This window comes from Streptococcus gwangjuensis (assembly GCF_028156745.1).
Classification (GTDB): Bacteria; Bacillota; Bacilli; order Lactobacillales; family Streptococcaceae; genus Streptococcus; species Streptococcus gwangjuense_A.
This window is the reverse complement of the sequence record NZ_JAODJG010000038.1, coordinates 44,926-63,142: the sequence shown is the minus strand read 5'-3', so window position 1 is coordinate 63,142 and position 18,217 is coordinate 44,926. Positions and strand designations below refer to the sequence as shown.

Genomic DNA, 18,217 nt, shown 5'->3' with positions numbered 1-18,217 from the left:
AAAATCATTTTATGAAAAAACCAGTTATTGGGATTACAGGAAACGAAAAAACTCATCCAGATGATGACATCATGATGAGCTACGCAGCAAAAGGCTTTGTTGAAGGCGTTAAAGACGCTGGAGGGATTCCCATCATCCTACCGATTGGTGATCAAGAAATGGCCTGCCACTATATCAGTATGATTGACAAGCTCATCTTGACAGGTGGGCAAAATGTTGATCCAAAATTCTATGATGAACCAAAAACCATTGATAGTGATGACTACCATCTTCAAAGAGATATCTTTGAACTAGCCCTCATCAAGGAAGCTATTAAACAGAAAAAGCCTATTTTCTCCGTCTGTCGTGGGACTCAACTCTTTAACGTTGCCATGGGTGGAACTTTGTATCAAGATATCGAAGACCACTGGCAAGATTGTTCTGCCGAGTACACAACTCAACGCTTAGTAACAGAACCTGATACTGTTCTTCGAGAAATCTATGGAGAAATTTCCCATATCAACTCCTTCCACCATCAGAGTATTAAGGATTTAGCACCAAATTTAAAGATTGTGGCTCATGATCCTAAAGATGGTATCATTGAAGCTGTCATGAGTACGGATGATGTCGCCTTTCTCGGTGTCCAATGGCATCCAGAATTTCTATTTGAAAATCGTCCCAAAGATAAAAACCTCTTTGACTATGTTGTTAATGAACTTTAGATTAAATCTGTCTTTTCACGATAGCTAAAATAACTGGAGTGAGAGACAATCAAATGGTCCAAGAGGACAATCCCCATCAGTTCGCAGGCTTCTTTGACAAGTTTAGTGACATGATCATCATTTCGGCTAGGCGATACCGCTCCTGAAGGATGATTGTGAACTAAGATGAGAGAGGTCGCCATATGCTTAATGGCATAGTGAAGAATCTCTCGCGGTTCAGCGATACTGCGGGTAGCTGAGCCAATAAAAATGGTCTGTTGATGGATGATTTGATTTTGAGTATTGAGATAGAGCGCCACCAGGTGCTCTTGTTTTTTATGTCCCAACTCCTGCTGCATCTTCTTGGCCAACTTTTGACTGCTGAGAATACTTTCCATTTCAAGGGTCTCATGTTTGTGAATACGATGACCCAGCTCAATCATAGCTTGTAATTCTATGGCCTTAACACGCCCAATACCAGATAGACTCTGCAACTCCTGCAGGGTCATTTTTTTCAAATCCGTTAGACTTGAAAGATTGCTCAAGACTTTCTGGGCAATTTCAAAAACGCTAGCCTGACGTGTTCCTGTCCTGAGTAAAATAGCTAGCAACTCTTGGTTACTGAGCGCTTCTACTCCTTCCTTGGCCAGTCTTTCTCTTGGTAATAGTGAATCTTCTTGGAATGAAATACTATACATAAAAATCCTCCTCACTTTATTATTCGTGAGAAGGATGGAAAATTAGGTTTTTTTCTCAATTGGGGCTACACTAGCCAAAAGTTTTTTCAAACCAACTTCTGGGAAATTGATTTTCAATTCCTGCGTAGCACCGCTACCTGAAACTTCCAGAACAGTTCCCTCTCCCCACTTCTTGTGGAGGGCAATGTCACCAATGGACCAACTTGCCTCGCCAGACGCTGATTTTGCTCCAGCTGTAAATTGACCAAATGGGAGACCGCTTGACTGGATAGATTTTGGGGCAGCACTGCGTTTACGGTCTTGAAGTGCTTGCGCAAGACTCATACCTTGACCGAAGGCAAGACCACCACTGCTATAAGTTGCTTTAAAACTTGTATTTGCAGGACGGGCCAGACCTTGATACTCAAGCAAATCTGAACTGATTTCGTTAATAAAACGAGTCGGACGGTTGTAGCTGGTACGACCAAAAAGCAGGCGCGAATTAGCATTGGTCAGATAGAGTATTTTCTCTGCACGCGTAATTCCTACATATGCCAGACGGCGTTCTTCTTCCAATTCATCTGGATCCTCAGCTGCACGACTAAGCGGGAAGACATTTTCTTCCATCCCAATCAAAAAGACAACTGGAAACTCGAGACCTTTTGCAGCATGCAGAGTCATTAGGGTAACTTCTGATGCCTCCTGACTACCTGAATCTGTGTCAGCAATCAAGGCCAGGTCATTTAAGAAACGACTTAATTTGTCCAGACCAGTTTCCTCTTCTGGTCCATCAGAGGTATCATCAAAGTTTTTTGTAACAGATAGGAATTCTTCAATATTTTCAACCCTAGCCTTGCTTTCCAGAGTCGCTTGGGCATTAAGAATATCAACGTAACCTGTTTTTTCTAGAACCGACTCAACCAACTCAGTAATGCTTAACTGGTCCAGTTGGTCACGCAGATCCAGAATCATATTTGCAAAATCCCAAATTGACTGGGCTGCTTTACCTTTGATACCAGATAACATGATATTGGCTGAAGCATCTAGCATGGACATGTCTTGCATAGTAGCAAAGTCACGAATTTTCTCAACAGTACCTGGACCAATTCCGCGTTTTGGTTCGTTGATAATACGCTCAAAACTGATATTGTCACTCAAATTGGCAATAAGATTGAGGTAAGCGATAATATCACGGATTTCCTTACGGCTGTAGAACTTGGTTCCACCAACCATGGTATAAGGGATGTTTGACTTGAGCAGGGCTTCCTCAATAGTACGAGACTGGGCGTTTGTACGATAGAGAACAGCAAAATCCTTGTGAAGGAAGTTTTGACTGCGACCAAGTTCATCAATAGTTTTGGCTACAAATACAGCCTCATCTAGCTCATCATTGGCACGATAGTATACAATTTGCTCCCCATCAGCGTTCTGGGTCCAGAGATTTTTAGGGCGACGGTTTTTATTGTTTTTAATAACTTCATTGGCTGCTTGAAGAATAGTCTTCGTAGAGCGATAATTTTCTTCTAACAAAACAACCTTGGCTTGAGGATAATCTTTCTCGAAATCCAAGATATTCTGCATATCAGCACCACGCCAACCGTAAATCGACTGGTCCGCATCCCCAACCACACAGATGTTTTTAAAGCGTGAAGCCAAGAGTTTGACTAGTTGGTACTGGGCATGGTTGGTATCTTGGTACTCGTCAACGTGGATGTATTGAAACTTCTGTTGATAGTAAGTCAAAACATCAGGATTTTGATCAAAGAGACGCAGGGTCAACATAATCAAATCATCAAAGTCAACCGACTCCGACTGACGAAGCTCTTTTTGATAAGCAGTATAGCACTGGGCCACGATTTGCGTATACATATCGCCAGCTTGGGCAGCATAGGCAACATCATCAATCAAATCATTCTTAGCATTTGAAATAGTCCCTAAAATAGTTCGTTCATTCCATTTTTTAGGGTCCAAGTTCAACTGCTTGAGAATGCGTTTCATGAGCGTTCGCTGCTCCCCTGGATCTACAATAGTAAAATTACGGTTGTAGCCAATATGGTCCGCATCACGACGCAAAATACGAACACACATGGAGTGGAAGGTCGCAATCAGACAGTCCTGAGTGGCTGGATTGAGGCTATAAGCACGCTCCTTCATCTCACGCGCAGCCTTGTTGGTAAAGGTAATGGCCAAGATATTCCAAGGATTGACCAGCTTTTCATCAATCAAATAAGCGATACGGTGGGTCAAAACACGGGTCTTCCCAGAACCAGCCCCCGCCATGATCAACAGGGGACCTTCTGTCGTTTGTACCGCCTCAGCCTGACGGTCATTCATTCCATTCAATAATGTGTTCATCTTCTCTTCCTTACTCTTGAAGTCAATATTTCTATTATATCAGAATTCAGGGAAAATATCTTTACCTAGACTGGCTACGTGTAGAAGACAACTCCTTATATCTAGATAAAAAATGAGCTTGGATTAAAATCTCCAAACTCATTTAAAGTCAACTTCAATATACTAGAACAATCCCAGAACTGTTCCATCACTTTCAACATCCATGTTGAGAGCTGCTGGTCGTTTTGGAAGTCCTGGCATGGTCATGACATCACCAGTTAAGGCAACGATGAAACCTGCACCTAATTTTGGTACCAATTCACGAATGGTAATTTCAAAGTTTTCAGGTGCTCCAAGTGCATTTGGATTATCTGAAAAACTATATTGAGTTTTAGCCATACAGATTGGTAATTTGTCCCAACCATTTTGAACAATTTGAGCGATTTGCGTTTGAGCTTTCTTCTCAAAGTTTACTTTGCTACCACGGTAGATTTCAGTAACAATCTTTTCAATCTTTTCTTGGACGGAAAGGTCATTATCATACAAACGTTTGTAGTTAGCTGGATTTTCAGCGATAGTCTTAACAACTGTTTCGGCAAGTGCTACTCCACCTTCTGCGCCATCAGCCCAAACACTTGCTAACTCAACTGGCACATCAATTGAAGCACAAAGTTCTTTCAAGGCTGCAATTTCAGCTTCTGTATCAGATACAAATTCGTTAATAGCGATAACTGCTGGAATACCGAACTTACGAATATTTTCAACGTGGCGTTTCAAGTTAGCAAAACCGGCACGAACCGCCTCCACATTTTCCTCTGTCAAAGCGTCTTTAGCCACACCACCATTCATCTTAAGGGCACGAAGGGTTGCAACAATAACTACAGCATCTGGAGATGTTGGTAAGTTTGGTGTCTTAATATCAAGGAATTTCTCAGCACCAAGGTCTGCACCAAAACCAGCTTCAGTAACTGTGTAATCAGCCAAGTGAAGGGCTGTGCTTGTTGCTAAGACTGAATTACATCCATGAGCAATATTGGCAAATGGACCACCGTGTACAAAGGCAGGTGTACCGTAAATTGTCTGAACCAAGTTTGGCTTAATCGCATCCTTCAAAATCAAAGCCAAGGCACCTTCAACCTGCAAATCACCAACAGAAACTGGAGTACGGTCATAGCGATATCCGATAACAATATTAGCCAAACGGCGTTTCAAGTCTTCAATATCAGTCGCTAAGCAAAGAATCGCCATGATTTCGGAAGCAACGGTAATGTCAAAGCCATCCTCACGTGGAATACCATTTAGAGGACCACCAAGTCCAACAGTCACATGGCGAAGAGCTCGGTCATTCAAGTCCACAACACGTTTCCAGAGGATACGACGTTGGTCAATTCCTAGCTCATTTCCTTGGTGCAAGTGGTTGTCAATCAGGGCAGAAAGCGCATTGTTGGCAGTTGTAATGGCATGCATGTCCCCAGTAAAGTGAAGGTTGATGTCTTCCATTGGTAACACTTGAGCATAACCACCACCAGCGGCACCGCCCTTAATCCCCATTACTGGACCAAGAGATGGTTCGCGAATAGCAATCATGGTTTTCTTGCCAATCTTGTTCAAGGCATCCGCAAGACCAATGGTAATGGTTGATTTTCCTTCACCTGCAGGTGTTGGGTTGATGGCAGTAACCAGAATCAATTTTCCAACTGGATTACTCTCAACTGCACGAATCTTATCAAAGCTGAGCTTAGCCTTGTACTTTCCGTATAACTCCAAATCGTCGTAAGAAATACCAAGTTTCTCTACAACATCAACGATTGGCTTCAACTCAATACTCTGTGCGATTTCAATATCTGTTTTCATTCAAAACTCCTCTAACCTCTTATATGATAATTCATTATAACACAAAACAAGATTTTTAACATCCTTAAACTCTCTAAACGTTCGTAAATATCCCTAATTATTAAGGTTTTTAGAGTCCTTTCTTAAATTTTATATGGCTTTATAGTTTGAAACTATATTCTTTCCTTTTACCAAAATTTTATCACTTTCATTTTACTTACCGTTTATTTTTGTGTACAATAGTGCTATGAAAATTTTAGTTACATCGGGCGGTACCAGTGAATCTATAGATAGCGTCCGCTCTATCACTAACCATTCTACAGGTCGCTTGGGGAAAATCATCACAGAAACCTTGCTGGCTGCAGGGCATGAAGTTTGTTTAATGACGACAAAACGAGCTATGAAGCCAAAACCTCATCCTAACCTAAGTATTCGAGAAATTAACAATACCAAGGACCTTCTACTAGAAATGCAAGAACGTGTTCAGGATTATCAAGTCTTGATTCACTCAATGGCGGTATCCGACTACACTCCTGTTTATATGACGGGGTTGGAAGAAGTTCAGGCTAGCTCCAATCTAGAAGAATTTTTAAGCAAGCAGAATCATCAAGCCAAGATTTCTTCAACCGATGATATTCAAGTTTTGTTCCTTAAAAAGACACCAAAAATCATCTCTCTAGTCAAGGAATGGAATCCTGCTATTCATCTGATTGGCTTCAAACTGCTGGTTGATGTCTCTGAAGATTATCTTATCGAGATTGCCCGAAAAAGTCTTATCAAGAACCAAGCAGACTTAATCATTGCAAATGACCTGACTCAAATTTCATCAAATCAGCACCGAGCAATCTTTGTTGAGAAAGATCAGCTTCAAACAGTTCAGACTAAAGAAGAAATTGCAGAACTCCTCCTTGAAAAAATTCAAGCCTATCATTCATAGAAAGGAAAACTATGGCACATATTCTCTTGGCTGTAACGGGTTCAATCGCCTCTTACAAGTCGGCTGATTTAGTCAGTTCCCTAAAAAAACAAGGTCATCAAGTCACTGTCTTAATGACCCAAGCTGCTACAGAGTTTATCCAACCTTTGACACTACAGGTACTCTCACAGAATTCCATCCACCTGGATGTCATGAAGGAACCCTATCCTGATCAGGTTAATCATATTGAACTTGGCAAAAAAGCAGATTTATTTATCGTGGCCCCTGCAACTGCTAATACTATTGCAAAACTAGCCCATGGCTTTGCTGACAATATGGTGACCAGTACAGCTTTAGCATTGCCAAGTCATATTCCTAAACTCATAGCACCTGCTATGAATACAAAAATGTATGACCATCCAGCAACTCAGGCTAATCTAAAAACATTAGAAAGCTACGGCTATCAGCTGATTGCTCCAAAGGAATCCCTACTAGCTTGTGGAGACCACGGACGAGGAGCTTTAGCCGACCTCACAATTATTTTAGAAAGAATAAAGGAAACCCTCAATGAACAAACGCTCTAATATTGCACCCATTGCTATCTTTTTTGCAACTATGCTCGTGATTCACTTTCTAAGCTCACTTATCTTTAACCTTTTCCCATTCCCAATCAAACCGACCATTGTTCATATTCCTGTCATTATTGCCAGCATTATCTACGGTCCACGAGTTGGGGTTACACTTGGATTTTTAATGGGATTACTTAGCTTGACCGTTAACACGATTACGATTCTACCAACAAGCTACCTCTTCTCACCATTCGTCCCAAACGGGAACATCTACTCAGCTATCATTGCTATCGTCCCACGTATTTTGATTGGTTTAACTCCTTATCTAGTCTATAAACTAATGAAAAACAAGACTGGTCTGATTTTAGCTGGTGCCCTTGGTTCACTTACCAACACAGTCTTTGTCCTTGGTGGAATTTTCTACCTTTTTGGAAATGTCTTTGATGGTAATATCCAAAAACTCCTAGCAACCGTTATCTCAACAAATTCGATTGCCGAATTAGTCATTTCCGCAATTCTTACTCTAGCTATTGTTCCACGACTACAAACCTTGAAGAAATAAAAACAATCTCCGCTTTCATACTTGAAGGTGGAGATTTTGCTCTATATCATTACTATTATTAGTGAAATCTTTACCAATATTTAATTTAAAATGACCTATAAACTCAAGTAAATCCTTGCTTTATTGTCTTGTTTATTGTACTATACTAGTGTATATACAGACAAAAAGGAGATTCTTATGAATACACGGAAAAAGACACAATTTATGACAATGACTGCCCTTTTAACGGCTATTGCGATTTTGATTCCAATTGTTATGCCTTTTAAAATTGTCATTCCACCTGCTTCTTACACTTTGGGGAGCCATATCGCTATTTTTATCGCCATGTTCTTATCGCCCTTGATGGCAGTTTTTGTCATCCTATCCTCAAGTTTTGGATTTTTGATGGCTGGCTATCCCATGGTTATCGTTTTTAGAGCTTTTTCTCATATCGTTTTTGGTACCCTAGGAGCTCTTTACCTACGAAAATTCCCCGATACCCTAGATAAACCAAAATCTTCCTGGATTTTCAACTTTGTGTTAGCTGTCGTTCATGCCCTTGCTGAAGTATTAGCCTGTGTCGTTTTTTACGCCACTTCCGGTACTAATGTAGAAAATATGTTTTATGTTCTCTTTGTACTAGTTGGATTTGGCACAATTATCCATAGTATGGTAGACTATACGTTAGCACTAGCTGTCTATAAAGTGCTTCGAAAACGCCGTTAAAAGGAAAAGCTATGACAAAAGAACGCAAACAAGCTCTGCTCCAACTCTTGAAAGAAGCTCCTAAAGCCCTTAATGGCCAAAGTTTGGCAGAACATTTTCACGTCACACGTCAGGTCATTGTGCAGGACATTGCAATTTTGAGAGCCGATGGCTCTCCTATCCTATCCACTAATCGTGGCTACATCTATAAGCAAATTGATACCAATCCTTATGTTCACAAACTATTCAAAGTGAAACATGAAGTTGAAGAAATTGGTCAGGAACTCCTTGCTATTGTAGATAATGGAGGGCGTGTTCAAAATACCTTGATTGACCATCCAGTTTATGGAGAAATTGAAACCTTGCTTAAACTGTCTTGCCGCCGAGACGTTCAACATTTTCTAGAACAAGTCGAGCATTCTGATTTTAAACCTTTATCTGAATTGACAGATGGTATCCATTACCACCTAGTCGAAGCCGAAACACAACAAGACCTCCACTATATCGAGGAGGCCTTGGATCAGCTCGGTTATTTAGTAAAAGACTAGAAAATTTTCTTTTCCCAATCGTCTTCTGTACGGCGAGGGTAGAAAAATTCAGATTTGTCCGGAGCTTCCATCATCTCCATCAAAGGTAGCATATCATAGGCCAGATCCAAGTTTGGAATCTGGTCTTTTTGCACCCAAGAAACTTCTCCTTCATCTGAAGAGCGAAGGCTACCAGAGAACTCAGTCGCCTTATAACAAATGACAATATAGCGCCCACCTGTATCTAGTGGCCAATTCTTAATGCCTACCAGTTGAGGATTTTGGATAGTCAATCCTGTTTCTTCATAGATTTCACGAATGACAGACTCTGCGAAAGACTCGCCATTTTCTACATGACCTCCTGGAAAGGCATAACCTGACCATCGATTGTTTTCAGGAGAGCGATACTGCATAACCACGCGCTGAGTTTCGAGGTCTTCAATCAGACAAATATTTGTTAAAATCGTTAACTGGGAACGGGACATAAATTTACTCACTTTCTAATTTATTAAATTTTTAGACTTGGTACCAGTACCATTAGCTTCTACTTTTTAAAATTATTTAGAATAGAATACCATCCGTTTTTCCTTTATGGGCTTTCCAAGTTCAAGCATCTTTTCTTGTCCATCAAAAGTAAAGCCCATTTTTTGATAGAAAGCAATGGCGCGCTTATTATCTTTCAATACCCATAAGAAAATTTCAGAAAAATGATCAAGAGCAATCAAAGCTGCTTTCATTAACTTTTGTGCGATACCTTTTCCATAATAGTCTTTTAAAACATATAAAGCAATAATTTCACCAGCTTGAATAGTCTCATCACGAAAGTTGCCATAACTTACAAAACCAACTACCTTCACACCATCCATCGCAATCAATGTATTTTCTGGATACTTTTGACTAAAGAGTCGACACCTTTCTAATGTCATCGTCTCCTGAAATTCTGCAGGTGAAAGCTCGTCATAAGCTTCTCTCCACGTTTGCCAGTGAACGAAGGATTTACCTTCTATTTCTTCAGGAGTTTCCATTGATTTGATAATAACCGTCATTTATTTTCTTCTCCTTAATCCAACACCCTGACTTCCTTTGCTACTTTTTGTAGAAATTTTTGTCTTATTGAACTTGTATTCACTTCACGGCCTAACTCTCCTAAAATCGAAACCCTCTTTGTTTTTATGCCACAATGATTCAATACAGCATTCTTTAATACTGATATTCCATAACTGTCTGGAATGTTAATCGGACCAGAAAATACTTTGTACCACCAAGTTGGTGCCATAGATGTTGCATAGATACTAGCTGTTTTTCCTTTTAGTAATTTTTTGAACTGTTTACCTCTCAAGTAGTTCAAAATAAAGCTTCCTCGATTATTTGCGGAGTATGCAATGCCTGGCGTAAAAACACGATCAATCCAGCCCTTCAATAGACTAGGCATACTACTCCACCAAATAGGATAAACAAAAATGAAATGATCTGCCCACTGGATTAATGATTGTGAGCGTAGAATAAACGGATCGTCCTCCATTCTTTGTCGATAACCATAACGTAAAACAGGATCAAACTCTTCTGCATTAAGATTAATCATTTCAAGTTCATGTCTATTTGAGTCTATGTTTTCTACAATCGTTTGAAAAATTGCTTGGCAGTAACTTTCTTTATCAGGATGTCCATTGATAACTAAAATATTCATAAAATTCCCCTAATCCAACGCCTTGACTTCTAGCATCATATCGCGGATCTGAGCTGCTAGTTCAAAGTCAAGCACTTCGACGGCTTCTTGCATTTGTTTTTCTAATTTTTTGACAAGTTCCTTACGTTCTTGTTTGTTGAGGCTGTTGATGTCAACTTCCTTGTCTTCTTCCTTAGCAACTGCCTTGGTCACAGCAATCAGGTCACGGATTTCTTTCTTGATTGTCTGAGGCACAATACCGTGTTCTTCATTATAGGCCATCTGGATTTTGCGACGGCGAGCAGTTTCATCGATAGCACGTTGCATAGACTGGGTAACTGTGTCAGCGTACATGATGACATGGCCTTCGCTATTACGGGCAGCGCGGCCAATGGTTTGGATGAGTCCACGTTCGTTACGAAGGAAACCTTCCTTGTCAGCATCGAGAATAGCTACTAGGCTCACTTCAGGAACGTCAATCCCTTCACGAAGGAGGTTGATTCCGACCAAGACATCAAAGACACCCAAGCGCAGGTCACGGATAATCTCCGTCCGTTCCAAGGTCTTGATATCCGAGTGCATGTACTTGACCTTGATACCCATTTCCTTGAAGTAGTCGGTTAAGTCCTCTGCCATTTTCTTGGTCAAGGTTGTGATAAAGGTTCGTTCATTCTTTTCAACACGGGCATTGATTTCACCTAAGAGGTCATCAATCTGTCCCATGGTCGGACGTACTTCCACCTCAGGATCCAAAAGCCCTGTCGGACGAATGATTTGCTCAATCACTGTCTCAGTCTGTTCATTTTCATAGTCACCAGGTGTCGCTGAAACGTAAACAATCTGGTGCACATGACTTTCAAACTCCTCACGACGGAGAGGACGATTGTCAAGAGCAGACGGCAAACGGAAACCATAATTAACCAGCATTTCCTTACGAGAGCGGTCTCCATTGTACATGCCCTTGATCTGCCCCATGGTCATGTGGCTCTCATCAATCATAATCAAGAAATCATCTGGGAAGAAATCGAGAAGCGTATAAGGTGGCTCACCTTCGCTACGTCCATCCATGTGGCGTGAGTAGTTTTCAACCCCGTTGGTATAGCCCATCTCACGCAGCATTTCGATATCATATTCTGTCCGCTGTTTCAAACGCTGGGCTTCAAGCAGTTTGCCTTCCTTCTCAAAGACAGCTAGTTGCTCTTCCAACTCGGCCTGAATCTTGGCAATGGCAACTTCCATGTGGTCGTCATTGGTCACAAAGTGAGTAGCTGGGAAAATAGCCAAATGATCGACTTCTCCCAACACCTGACCTGTCAGAGCCTCAACTTCACGAATACGGTCAATTTCGTCTCCGAAGAACTCTACTCGAAAAGCGTGTTCATCGCGGGAAGCTGGGAAAATCTCCACCACATCCCCACGCACACGAAATCTGCCCCGTTGGAAATCAATATCGTTGCGCTCAAACTGGATATCCACCAAGTCATTCAAGAGTTTATCACGAGAAATTTCAAGACCTGGACGGAGACTAACGACACTATCTGCGTATTCCTTGGGCGAACCCAAACCATAAATACAAGAGACAGAGGCTACGACAATGACATCATTACGCTCCAAAAGAGCCGAAGTCGCTGAGTGGCGAAGCTTGTCAATCTCATCGTTGACAGAACTGTCCTTTTCAATATAGGTGTCGCTAGAAGGGACATAAGCTTCTGGCTGGTAATAATCATAGTAAGACACAAAGTACTCAACAGCATTTTCAGGGAAAAATTCCTTGAACTCTCCATAGAGCTGTCCTGCCAGAGTCTTATTGTGGGCGATGACCAGAGTTGGTTTATTGACTTTGGAAATGACCTGACTCATGGTATAGGTCTTCCCTGTTCCAGTCGCCCCCATCAGAATCTGAGCTTTTTCTCCACCCTCAATGTTATCTACCAACTGCTCGATAGCTTGTGGTTGGTCTCCTGAAGGTTGATATTTTGATACTAGTTTAAATTGATTATCTGTAATGCGATTGATCATAAGAATCCTCTCTCCATATGCTATTCCTATTTTAGCATACTTACAGCATTTTCACGAAGAAAAGGACGGACAGAAGTCACATCCTTTCATTTTCTTTCTTTAATTGATAAACGAGATAGACAATCAGCAGTAACAATACCAGACTTGTCATGATAGAACCTTCTATACCAAAAGAACCACCTGATAGCCAATCTTGATTGCCTTGTGGTAAAAAGGTCATCAGAGAGGTTCCTGATGGTTGACCACTAACTAAAATCCCAAAAAGATTGCCTTGAGCAAAATTCCAAGCCCCATGAATACCTGCAACACCCCAAACTGTATCGGTTTTGAGAAGATAAAGAGCCATAGCAACTCCGAATAAGAAGAGATTCACTAGAGATAGAGGTGTTAAACCAGAATTCCCCATATGAAGCAGGGTAAAAAATATGCTAGATATGACAACAGCAAGTTTTAGATTGGTTCTTGAGGCCAATTGTGGAAGAAGCCATGCACGGGACACCACTTCTTCTGCTGTCCCCTGTAAAATCCAAAATGGGATAGTAAAGACAACAAAGGAAATGGAATAAGGATTCAAGTGAATGGACTCCAAACGATATTGCCCAAAAGCTACTAAACCTAACAAAGTCAGAAGAAAAAGTACCAGACCCAGACCAAATCCTTTCAGAAGATTGACGAGAAAATTCTCTCTATAAAATCCTAAAGTTCGAATAGGCCTTTTCTCAACTTTTCTAGTCCATCTGAATACAGTGTTAAGAACAAAACCAAAGGACAGCAATTCTAAAATTAAACGAAAGTCACTTGTTTTATCCGTCAAGCTCGCCAGCAAGTTTTGGAAGTAGCTTGCAAGATTTTGACCAACCTCTCCAAAATTTCTAGCAAGGCCGACGAGAGCTAACAAACTAATACCATACAAAGTATATGCAACAAACTCTCCTACAAAGACAAAACCAAAGGCTAACAAGGGGCTTGTGTAAATATATAAACTCATTTTTGAATCTTGGAAGTCTTTAAATATTCTTTTGTCCTTCATATCTCTGTCCTCTTTTCTTCTATATATACTATTATTATAGCACTTAATAGTAGCAATTCAAGAAAGAAAATAAAAAACGATGTTACATTTTCTAACACAAAAATATAAAAAATTTGCCTTTTTTTACTTTTTCTGATATAATGGGAAAATATTCGGAAAAGGAGACTAAAAATGAAGAAAAAATTTCTAGCATTTTTGCTAATTTTATTCCCAATTTTCTCATTAGGTATTGCGAAAGCTGAGACGATTAAGATTGTGTCTGATACCGCCTATGCACCTTTTGAGTTTAAAGATTCAGATCAAACTTATAAAGGAATTGATGTTGACATTATCAACAAAGTCGCTGAGATTAAAGGATGGAACATTCAGATGTCCTATCCTGGATTTGACGCAGCGGTAAATGCGGTTCAAGCTGGTCAAGCTGACGCTATCATGGCTGGAATGACAAAAACTGCAGAACGTGAAAAAGTTTTCACCATGTCTGATACTTACTATGATACAAAAGTTGTCATTGCAACTACAAAGTCACACAAGATTAGTCAGTATGACCAATTAAAAGGTAAAACTGTTGGTGTTAAAAACGGAACAGCCGCTCAACGTTTCCTTGAAAGCATTAAGGACAAATACGGCTTTACTATTAAAACATTTGATACTGGTGATTTGATGAACAACAGCTTGAGTGCTGGTGCCATCGATGCCATGATGGATGACAAACCTGTTATTGAATATGCCATTAACCAAGGCCAAGATCTCCATATTGAAATGGATGGGGAAGCTGTAGGTAGTTTTGCTTTCGGTGTAAAAAAAGGAAGCAAATACGAACACTTGGTTACTGAATTTAACCAAGCCTTGGCTGAAATGAAAAAAGATGGTAGTCTTGATAAAATCATCAAGAAATGGACTGCTTCATCTTCTTCATCAGTGCCAACTACAACGACTGCAGCTGGTCTAAAAGCAACTCCTGTTAAAGCTAAATACATCATTGCCAGCGATTCTTCTTTTGCACCTTTTGTTTTCCAAAATTCAAGCAACCAATTTACTGGTATTGATATGGACTTGATTAAGGCAATCGCTAAAGACCAAGGTTTCGAAATTGAAATTACCAACCCAGGTTTCGATGCAGCTATCAGTGCTGTCCAAGCTGGTCAAGCAGATGGTATCATTGCTGGTATGTCTGTCACAGATGCTCGTAAGGCAACTTTTGACTTTTCAGAATCCTACTACACTGCCAATACTATCCTTGGTGTCAAGGAATCAAGTGCCATTGCTTCTTATGAAGATTTGAAAGGGAAGACAGTCGGTGTTAAAAACGGAACTGCTTCTCAAACCTTCCTAACAGAAAATCAAAGCAAATATGGTTACAAAATCAAAACCTTCGCTGATGGTTCGTCAATGTATGACAGTTTAAACACTGGTGCCATCGATGCCGTTATGGATGATGAGCCTGTTCTCAAATATTCTATCAGCCAAGGACAAAAATTGAAAACACCAATCGCTGGAACTCCAATCGGTGAAACAGCCTTTGCCGTTAAAAAAGGAGCAAATCCAGAATTGATTGAAATGTTCAACAACGGACTTGCAAACCTCAAAGCAAACGGTGAATTCCAAAAGATTCTTGATAAATACCTAGCTAGCGAGTCTTCATCTGCTTCAACAAGCACTGTTGACGAAACAACTATCTGGGGCTTACTTCAAAACAACTACAAACAACTCCTTAGCGGGCTTGGTATCACTCTTGCTCTAGCTCTTATCTCATTTGCTATTGCCATTGTTATCGGGATTATCTTCGGTATGTTTAGTGTTAGCCCATACAAATCTCTTCGTGTAATCTCTGAGATTTTCGTTGACGTTATCCGTGGTATTCCTTTGATGATTCTTGCAGCCTTCATCTTCTGGGGTATTCCAAACTTCATCGAGTCTATGACAGGGCAACAAAGTCCAATTAACGACTTCGTAGCTGGTACTATTGCCCTCTCACTCAATGCAGCAGCTTATATTGCTGAAATCGTTCGTGGTGGTATTCAAGCTGTTCCAGTTGGTCAAATGGAAGCCAGTCGAAGCTTGGGTATCTCTTATGGAAAAACCATGCGTAAGATTATCTTGCCACAAGCAACTAAATTGATGTTGCCAAACTTTGTCAACCAATTCGTTATCGCTCTTAAAGATACGACTATCGTATCTGCTATCGGTTTGGTGGAACTCTTCCAAACTGGTAAGATTATCATCGCACGTAACTACCAAAGTTTCAAGATGTATGCAATCCTTGCTATCTTCTATCTTGTAATTATCACACTTTTGACTAGACTAGCGAAACGCTTAGAAAAGAGGATTCGTTAATGGCAAAATTAAAAATTGATGTAAATGATTTACACAAACATTATGGAAAAAATGAGGTTTTAAAAGGAATCACGACTAAATTCTATGAAGGAGATGTTGTTTGTATCATCGGTCCTTCAGGTTCTGGTAAGTCAACCTTCCTCCGTAGCCTCAATCTTCTAGAAGAAGTTACTAGCGGTCATATCACTGTGAACGGTTATGACTTAACTGAAAAAACAACCAATGTTGACCACGTCCGTGAAAATATCGGAATGGTTTTCCAACACTTCAACCTCTTCCCACACATGTCTGTATTGGACAACATTACCTTTGCTCCTATTGAGCACAAATTGATGACTAAGGAAGAAGCTGAGAAATTGGGAATGGAGTTGCTTGACAAAGTTGGGCTAGCAGACAAAGCTAATGCTAACCCAGATAGCCTATCAGGTGGTCAAAAACAACGTGTGGCCATCGCTCGTGGACTAGCAATGAATCCAGACATCATGCTATTTGATGAACCAACTTCTGCCCTTGACCCTGAGATGGTTGGAGACGTACTAAACGTTATGAAAGAATTGGCTGAGCAAGGCATGACCATGATTATCGTAACCCATGAGATGGGATTTGCTCGTCAGGTTGCCAACCGCGTTATCTTTACTGCAGATGGTGAATTCCTTGAAGACGGAACACCTGATCAAATCTTTGATAACCCACAACACCCACGTCTGAAAGATTTCTTGGACAAGGTCTTAAACGTCTAAACTCAAACTGTAAGGATTTCCTTGCAGTTTTTTTCAATCTCGTATTGGATTTTTTGATTTTTCGGAAAATTATGTTAGAATTAAATTTATGAAATGAGATTTCCTCATACCTAGCAAGACTAGGAATAAAAATAGAAATTAGGTAGCTAGATGTCATCTAAGGTTATTGTTACAATTTTCGGTGCGAGTGGAGACCTGGCTAAACGCAAGCTCTACCCTTCCCTTTTTAGACTTTATAAATCCGGCAATCTTTCCAAGCACTTTGCAGTTATTGGAACTGCCCGTCGTCCTTGGAGCAAGGAATATTTTGAATCTGTTGTAGTCGAATCGATCCTTGATTTGGCAGATAGTACCGAACAGGCTCAAGAATTCGCTAGCCACTTCTACTATCAAAGTCATGATGTCAATGATACAGAACACTACATTGCTCTACGTCAATTGCAGGCTGAACTAAATGACAAGTACCAAGCTGAACACAACAAGCTCTTCTTCTTGTCTATGGCACCTCAGTTCTTTGGAACTATTGCCAAACACCTTAAGTCTGAAAACATTGTGGATGGTAAAGGTTTTGAACGCTTAATCGTTGAAAAACCATTTGGTACAGATTACGCAAGCGCAAGCAAGTTGAATGACGAGCTACTAGCAACATTTGACGAAGAACAAATTTTCCGTATCGACCATTATCTTGGTAAGGAAATGATCCAAAGCATTTTTGCAGTTCGCTTTGCAAACTTGATTTTTGAAAACGTTTGGAACAAGGATTTTATCGACAATGTTCAAATTACCTTTGCGGAGCGCTTAGGCGTAGAAGAACGTGGTGGCTATTATGATGAATCTGGTGCCCTCCGCGACATGGTACAAAACCACACTTTGCAACTGCTTTCCCTCCTTGCCATGGACAAGCCAGCGAGCTTCACTAAGGACGAGATACGTGCTGAGAAGATTAAGGTCTTTAAAAACCTCTATCATCCAACTGATGAAGAGCTTAAAGAACACTTTATCCGTGGTCAATACCGCTCTGGTAAGATTGATGGCATGAAATACATCTCTTATCGTAGCGAGCCAAATGTGAATCCAGAATCAACAACTGAAACCTTTGCATCTGGTGCCTTCTTTGTAGACAGCGATCGATTCCGTGGTGTTCCTTTCTTCTTCCGTACAGGTAAACGACTGACTGAAAAAGGAACTCATGTCAACATCGTCTTTAAACAAATGGACTCTATCTTTGGAGAACCACTTGCTCCTAACATTTTGACCATCTATATCCAACCAACAGAAGGCTTCTCTCTTAGCCTAAATGGGAAGCAAGTAGGAGAAGAATTCAACTTAGCTCCAAACTCACTTGATTACCGTACAGATGCGACCGCAACTGGTGCCTCTCCAGAACCATACGAGAAATTGATTTATGATGTCTTAAATAACAACTCAACTAACTTTAGCCACTGGGATGAAGTTGGTGCATCATGGAAGTTGATTGACCGTATCGAAGAGCTTTGGGCTGAAAATGGTGCCCCACTTCATGACTATAAAGCTGGAAGCATGGGACCTCAAGCTAGCTTTGACTTACTTGAAAAATTCGGTGCCAAATGGACTTGGCAACCAGATATCGCCTATCGTCAAGATGGTCGCTTAGAATAAAAAAA

The 18,217-nt window shown here is 40.6% G+C and carries 17 protein-coding genes; 9 read left to right on the top strand and 8 right to left on the bottom strand.

The window, feature by feature from the left end:
- The first annotated feature begins 11 nt into the window (after positions 1-11).
- The gene (locus tag N5909_RS07640) at positions 12-701 is read left to right on the top strand and encodes a gamma-glutamyl-gamma-aminobutyrate hydrolase family protein (RefSeq protein WP_020901412.1); all 690 of its coding nucleotides are present in this window, start codon (positions 12-14) and stop codon (positions 699-701) included.
- Here N5909_RS07640 and radC read toward each other — a convergent pair.
- The 3 genes from radC to N5909_RS07625 all read right to left on the bottom strand — a co-directional run bounded on the left by radC (position 698) and on the right by N5909_RS07625 (position 5,545).
- Positions 698-1,378: a RadC family protein gene (radC, locus tag N5909_RS07635; protein WP_271631072.1), complete on the bottom strand. Its 681-nt coding sequence runs from the start codon at positions 1,376-1,378 to the stop codon at positions 698-700. The two genes, N5909_RS07640 and radC, sit on opposite strands and share 4 nt — an antisense overlap.
- Positions 1,379-1,420: 42 nt before the next feature.
- The gene (pcrA, locus tag N5909_RS07630) at positions 1,421-3,712 is read right to left on the bottom strand and encodes a DNA helicase PcrA (protein ID WP_271631071.1); all 2,292 of its coding nucleotides are present in this window, start codon (positions 3,710-3,712) and stop codon (positions 1,421-1,423) included.
- Between the two features lie 162 nt (positions 3,713-3,874).
- Positions 3,875-5,545 (bottom strand): formate--tetrahydrofolate ligase, encoded by a 1,671-nt coding sequence (locus tag N5909_RS07625; RefSeq protein WP_271631070.1) that lies wholly within the window; start codon positions 5,543-5,545, stop codon positions 3,875-3,877.
- A gap of 226 nt (positions 5,546-5,771) precedes the next feature.
- Here N5909_RS07625 and coaB point away from each other — a divergent pair, with 226 nt between their 5' ends.
- The 5 genes from coaB (at position 5,772) to N5909_RS07600 (ending at position 8,803) form a co-directional block, all read left to right on the top strand.
- The gene (gene coaB, locus N5909_RS07620) at positions 5,772-6,461 is read left to right on the top strand and encodes a phosphopantothenate--cysteine ligase (RefSeq protein WP_020901416.1); all 690 of its coding nucleotides are present in this window, start codon (positions 5,772-5,774) and stop codon (positions 6,459-6,461) included.
- Positions 6,462-6,472: 11 nt separating this feature from the next.
- Positions 6,473-7,024, top strand: coding sequence for a phosphopantothenoylcysteine decarboxylase (gene coaC, locus N5909_RS07615; RefSeq protein ID WP_271631069.1), 552 nt, complete (start codon positions 6,473-6,475; stop codon positions 7,022-7,024).
- Complete coding sequence (locus N5909_RS07610) at positions 7,008-7,571, top strand: ECF transporter S component (protein WP_033681736.1); 564 nt, start codon at positions 7,008-7,010, stop codon at positions 7,569-7,571. Before coaC ends, N5909_RS07610 begins: the two co-directional genes overlap by 17 nt.
- Before the next feature lie 177 nt (positions 7,572-7,748).
- Positions 7,749-8,276 carry an ECF transporter S component gene (locus N5909_RS07605; RefSeq protein WP_033681735.1) on the top strand — a complete coding sequence of 176 codons (528 nt, stop codon included), beginning with the start codon at positions 7,749-7,751 and terminating at the stop codon, positions 8,274-8,276.
- A gap of 11 nt (positions 8,277-8,287) precedes the next feature.
- The gene (locus N5909_RS07600) at positions 8,288-8,803 is read left to right on the top strand and encodes a transcription repressor NadR (RefSeq protein ID WP_033681734.1); all 516 of its coding nucleotides are present in this window, start codon (positions 8,288-8,290) and stop codon (positions 8,801-8,803) included.
- On the opposite strand, the gene N5909_RS07595 is transcribed toward N5909_RS07600, so the two are convergent.
- The 5 genes from N5909_RS07595 to N5909_RS07575 all read right to left on the bottom strand — a co-directional run bounded on the left by N5909_RS07595 (position 8,800) and on the right by N5909_RS07575 (position 13,497).
- Complete coding sequence (locus N5909_RS07595; protein ID WP_033681733.1) at positions 8,800-9,267, bottom strand: 8-oxo-dGTP diphosphatase; 468 nt, start codon at positions 9,265-9,267, stop codon at positions 8,800-8,802. The genes N5909_RS07600 and N5909_RS07595 overlap by 4 nt on opposite strands.
- Positions 9,268-9,339: 72 nt before the next feature.
- Positions 9,340-9,828 carry a GNAT family N-acetyltransferase gene (locus tag N5909_RS07590; protein ID WP_033681732.1) on the bottom strand — a complete coding sequence of 163 codons (489 nt, stop codon included), beginning with the start codon at positions 9,826-9,828 and terminating at the stop codon, positions 9,340-9,342.
- A 14-nt stretch (positions 9,829-9,842) separates the two neighbouring features.
- On the bottom strand, positions 9,843-10,469 hold the full coding sequence (locus N5909_RS07585) for an NAD(P)H-dependent oxidoreductase (RefSeq protein ID WP_271631068.1): 627 nt from the start codon (positions 10,467-10,469) through the stop codon (positions 9,843-9,845).
- A 9-nt stretch (positions 10,470-10,478) separates the two neighbouring features.
- Positions 10,479-12,467 (bottom strand): excinuclease ABC subunit UvrB, encoded by a 1,989-nt coding sequence (gene uvrB, locus N5909_RS07580; RefSeq protein ID WP_049544180.1) that lies wholly within the window; start codon positions 12,465-12,467, stop codon positions 10,479-10,481.
- Between the two features lie 76 nt (positions 12,468-12,543).
- The gene (locus N5909_RS07575) at positions 12,544-13,497 is read right to left on the bottom strand and encodes a CPBP family intramembrane glutamic endopeptidase (protein WP_033681729.1); all 954 of its coding nucleotides are present in this window, start codon (positions 13,495-13,497) and stop codon (positions 12,544-12,546) included.
- Between the two features lie 171 nt (positions 13,498-13,668).
- Here N5909_RS07575 and N5909_RS07570 point away from each other — a divergent pair, with 171 nt between their 5' ends.
- From N5909_RS07570 to zwf, 3 genes are all read left to right on the top strand, one after another.
- The gene (locus N5909_RS07570) at positions 13,669-15,834 is read left to right on the top strand and encodes an ABC transporter substrate-binding protein/permease (protein ID WP_271631067.1); all 2,166 of its coding nucleotides are present in this window, start codon (positions 13,669-13,671) and stop codon (positions 15,832-15,834) included.
- Entirely contained in the window at positions 15,834-16,574 is a 741-nt protein-coding gene (locus N5909_RS07565) for an amino acid ABC transporter ATP-binding protein (RefSeq protein ID WP_033681727.1), read from the top strand. The genes N5909_RS07570 and N5909_RS07565 overlap by 1 nt, the downstream gene beginning before the upstream one ends.
- 150 nt (positions 16,575-16,724) lie before the next feature.
- Positions 16,725-18,212: a glucose-6-phosphate dehydrogenase gene (zwf, locus tag N5909_RS07560; RefSeq protein ID WP_033681726.1), complete on the top strand. Its 1,488-nt coding sequence runs from the start codon at positions 16,725-16,727 to the stop codon at positions 18,210-18,212.
- Positions 18,213-18,217: the final 5 nt, after the last annotated feature.